The following is a 4,016-nucleotide window of genomic DNA, read 5'->3' as shown; positions in this document are numbered from 1 at the left end:
AGCGGTAGTCGACGGCGCCCTGCGTCATCCGCATGTACGCCTCCTCCAGCGAGGCCTGGTGCGGGGAGAGCTCCCACAGGCGCACGTCGGCGCCGTGCGCCAGGTCGCTGATGCGGGGCAGCGGCAGGCCCGTGACGCGCAGCGCGCCGTCCTGCTCGGGCAGCACCTGGCCGCCCGCCTCGGTCAGCGCGGCCGTCAGCTTCTCGCGGTGCTGCGGCTCGCCGTCCGGCGTGCGCACGCGCGCGAAGTCGGCGGAGTTGTGCGAGATGAAGTCCTTGACGCTCATGTCGGCGAGGAGCTGACCGCGGCCGATCACGATCAGGTGCTCGGCCGTGAGGGCCATCTCGCTCATGAGGTGGGACGAGACGAAGACCGTGCGGCCCTCGGCCGCGAGCGCCTTCATCAGGTTGCGCACCCAGAGGATGCCCTCGGGGTCGAGGCCGTTGACCGGCTCGTCGAAGAGCAGCACCTGCGGGTCGCCGAGGAGCGCCGCCGCGATGCCGAGGCGCTGGCCCATGCCGAGCGAGAAGCCCTTGGAGCGCTTCCTCGCCACGTCCTGGAGGCCCACGACACCGAGCACCTCGTCCACCCGGCGGGCCGGGATGCCGGAGAGCTGCGCGAGGCACAGGAGGTGGTTGCGGGCGTGCCGCCCGCCGTGCACCGCCTTGGCGTCGAGCAGGGCGCCGACCTGGCGCGGGGCGTTCGGGAGCTTGCGGTACGGGTAGCCGCCGATCGTCACCTGCCCCTGGGTCGGCGCGTCGAGCCCGAGGATCATGCGCATCGTCGTCGACTTGCCCGAGCCGTTGGGGCCCAGGAAGCCGGTGACGGTTCCGGGCCGCACCTGGAAGGAAAGGTTGTACACGGCTGTCTTGGCGCCATAGCGCTTCGTCAGGCCGACTGCCTCGATCATTCTCCGCACCCATCGAATGGTTCAGGACGTCGGGGCACACGCCCCCGTAAGGGTTAGGAGGATATCGGTGGGCTGACGGTTCCAGCCAAGAGCGGGTAAAACTTGACGGGCTCCCGCGACCCCCGGGCCGGGCGTGGCGCTTCCCGTGGTGTCCCGTCTCCTCAGGCGTCCCGCTTCTTCAGGAGCGCGTACCCGCCCAGCAGCGCGAGGACGACCCACGCCAGCATGATCGCCAGACCGCCCCAGGGCCCGTACGGGGTGTCGTCGTCGAACGGCGTCTTGACCTGCATGATCCTGCTCCCGGCCTGGTCGGGCAGGAAGCGGCCGATCTTCTTGGTCGCCGAGACGTTGCCGAGGATGCTGGAGATCAGGAAGAAGAACGGCATCAGGATGCCGAGGGAGAGCATGGGGCTGCGCAGCATCGTCGCGACGCCCATCGAGAACATCGCGATGAGCGTCATGTAGAGCCCGCCGCCGATGACCGCGCGCAGCACCCCGGGGTCGCCGATCCCCGCCTTGTACGGGCCGAGCACCGCCTGCCCCACGAAGAACGTGATGAAGCTGGTGGCCAGGCCCACGGCGAGCGCCAGCAGGGTGGCCACGAAGATCTTGCCGAAGAGGAACGAGCCGCGCCGCGGCACGGCGGCGAGCGAGGTGCGGATCATGCCGGTGCTGTACTCGTTGGAGACGACGAGCACCCCGAAGACGATCATCGCGAGCTGGCCGAGGGACATCCCGGCGAAGCTGATGTAGGTCGGGTCGAAGGTCAGCCGGTCCTTGGCGTTCAGGCTGTCGTAGTCGTTCTTGGACAGGACGCTGATCAGCGTCCCGAGCGCGATCGTGACGACTCCGGCGAGGCCGAGCGTCCAGACGGTCGAGGAGACCGAGCGGATCTTGGTCCACTCCGACTTCAGTACCTGTGCCGCGGCCATCGCTCAGGCCCCTTTCCGCTGCTGCCAGTCCTCGCCCCAGGCGGGCCGCTCACCCGCCGGGGTCGCGCCGCCCGCCCGTCCCGAGTGCGCGTGGTACTCCACCGACTCCGCGGTGAGCTGCATGAAGGCCTCCTCCAGCGATGCCTGCTGGGGGCTCAGTTCATGGAGGACGAGCTGCCGGCTCGCGGCGAGCTCGCCGAGCCGCTCGGGCGGCGTGCCGTCCACCTCCAGGGCGCCGTCCCCTGCCTCGACGGCCGTGATGCCCGCCTCGTGCAGTACGTCCAGGAGCAGCTCGCGCTGCGGGGAGCGCAGCCGTACGTAGCTGCGGGAGTTCTGCCGGATGAAGTCGGCCATGGAGGTGTCCGCGAGGAGCCGGCCCTGGCCGATGACGACGAGGTGGTCCGCGGTCAGCGCCATCTCGCTCATCAGGTGCGAGGAGACGAAGACCGTGCGGCCCTCGGCGGCCAGGGACTTCATCAGATTGCGGATCCAGTGGATGCCCTCGGGGTCCAGACCGTTGACCGGCTCGTCGAACATCAGGATGCGGGGGTCGCCGAGCAGCGCCCCCGCGATGCCGAGACGCTGGCCCATGCCGAGCGAGAACCCCTTGGCCTTCTTCCTGGCCACGGCCGTCAGGCCGACGGTGTCGAGCACCTCGGTGACCCGGGAGCGCGGGATGCCGTTGCTCTGCGCGAGGCAGAGCAGATGGTTGAAGGCGCTGCGCCCGCCGTGCATGGCCTTGGCGTCGAGGAGCGCGCCGACGCAGGTGAGGGGGTCCTTGAGAGCGGAGTAGTGCTTGCCCTCGATGCGCACGTCACCGGCCGTCGGATTGTCGAGGCCGAGCATCATGCGCATGGTCGTGGACTTCCCGGCGCCATTGGGCCCGAGGAAGCCGGTGACGATGCCGGGCCGCACGGCGAAGGTGAGGTCGTTGACGGCCACCTTCTCGCCGTACCGCTTGGTCAGCCCGTCGAGCGTGATCATGCGGATACGCTAAAACGCGACAAAGCCCCCCGCCACCGGAGTGGCGGGGGGCTGCCGCGAGTGGCGGGGGCCCGCTGCCCCACGGGCCTCAGCGCGTCTGCTGCGCCGGCACGCCGCGGGAGACGGGCTCGTCGTCCGCGGGCGTACCCGCGGCGGCGACGGCCGCACCCGTGAGCGTGGCCAGCATCTCGCGCACATTGGTGAGCTGGGCGTTGATGCTGTCCCGCCGGTTCGTGAGCGCGGCGAGCTCCCGCTCGGACTCCGACCGGATGCGGTCCGCCTTGGCGTTCGCGTCGGCGACGATGTCCTCGGCCTGACGCTGCGCGGTCTCCACCGTCTGGCGGGCACGGCGCTCCGCGTCGGTGCGCAGCTTCTCCGCCTCGAGGCGGAGCTGCTCGGCGCGGTGCTCGATCTCCGCGAGGCGCTTCTCCGCCTTGGCCTGACGCGACGCCAGGTCACGCTCGGACTGCTCGCGGCGCTTGGCGAGGTTCGTCTCGAAGTCCGCGGCGGCCTGGGCGGCCTTGGCGCGGGTCTCCTCGAAGAGGGCGTCGGCCTCCTCGCGCTTGGACTGCGCGTCCTTCTGGGCCTCCGAACGCAGCGCGTTCGCCTCGCCCTTGGCCTTCTCGACGATCCGGACGCCCTCGTCCTCGGCCTTGGCCTTGCGCTCGGCGGCGAACGACTCGGCGTCGTTGCGCACCTGCTGGGCGGCGGACTCGGCGAGCTCGCGGTGCTGTTCGGCGGCGCGACGGGCCTCCTCGCGCAGGTCCTTCGCCTCCTCCTCGGCGAGGCGGAGGATCTTCTCGACGCGCGCGCCGAGCCCGGCGTACGACGGCTCGGCGTCGGCGACCTGGGCCTGGGCGTTCTGCGTCTCGAGGTGCAGCTCCTCGATGCGCTTTTCCAGGGCGGTGATGCGGGCGAGAGCGCTGTCACGGTCGGAGACGAGCTTGGAGATACGTTCGTCCACCTGAGCGCGGTCGTACCCACGCCGCACAAGCTCGAAGCCGTAGGGGGAAGTGTCGCTCATGGGGTTCCTGTCGAATGAGACCGGTGAGGTGATAAGGGAATCCTAGGGGTCAAGGCGGCGTGTCATCGAGCGGATGCCCGTTTGATCTGGAGAATGACACCCCTTTTGAGTGGCTAACCGTCAGAGCACTTGCCAGCGACAGGGCCAAAGGTCCCCACAAGCATGC

4 protein-coding genes are annotated in these 4,016 nt (G+C 70.0%); all 4 read right to left on the bottom strand.

Translation table 11 applies throughout. The features are described from left to right. Positions 1–910, bottom strand: a 910-nt coding sequence (locus AB8Z36_RS31050; RefSeq protein ID WP_369216722.1) for an ATP-binding cassette domain-containing protein, incomplete at its 3' end; no start/stop codon positions are given. Between the two features lie 161 nt (positions 911–1,071). After that, positions 1,072–1,842: an ABC transporter permease gene (locus tag AB8Z36_RS31045; RefSeq protein WP_369216721.1), complete on the bottom strand. Its 771-nt coding sequence runs from the start codon at positions 1,840–1,842 to the stop codon at positions 1,072–1,074. A gap of 3 nt (positions 1,843–1,845) precedes the next feature. Then, positions 1,846–2,826 (bottom strand): ATP-binding cassette domain-containing protein, encoded by a 981-nt coding sequence (locus AB8Z36_RS31040; RefSeq protein ID WP_369216720.1) that lies wholly within the window; start codon positions 2,824–2,826, stop codon positions 1,846–1,848. An 88-nt stretch (positions 2,827–2,914) separates the two neighbouring features. Next, positions 2,915–3,850, bottom strand: coding sequence for a cellulose-binding protein (locus tag AB8Z36_RS31035; RefSeq protein WP_369216719.1), 936 nt, complete (start codon positions 3,848–3,850; stop codon positions 2,915–2,917). Between the last annotated feature and the right edge of the window lie 166 nt (positions 3,851–4,016).

The organism is Streptomyces flavofungini, from assembly GCF_041028215.1.
Lineage (GTDB): Bacteria > Actinomycetota > Actinomycetes > Streptomycetales > Streptomycetaceae > Streptomyces > Streptomyces flavofungini_B.
Note: the sequence above shows the minus strand (reverse complement) of the source record. Positions and strands in the feature narration are given on the sequence as shown.

What these genes read in the sequence shown, in the direction of transcription:
- AB8Z36_RS31045 (WP_369216721.1), bottom strand. Translation starts at nt 1,842, where the DNA reads ATGGCCGCGGCACAGGTACTGAAGTCGGAGTGGACCAAGATCCGCTCG.
- AB8Z36_RS31040 (WP_369216720.1), bottom strand. Translation starts at nt 2,826, where the DNA reads ATGATCACGCTCGACGGGCTGACCAAGCGGTACGGCGAGAAGGTGGCC.
- AB8Z36_RS31035 (WP_369216719.1), bottom strand. Translation starts at nt 3,850, where the DNA reads ATGAGCGACACTTCCCCCTACGGCTTCGAGCTTGTGCGGCGTGGGTAC.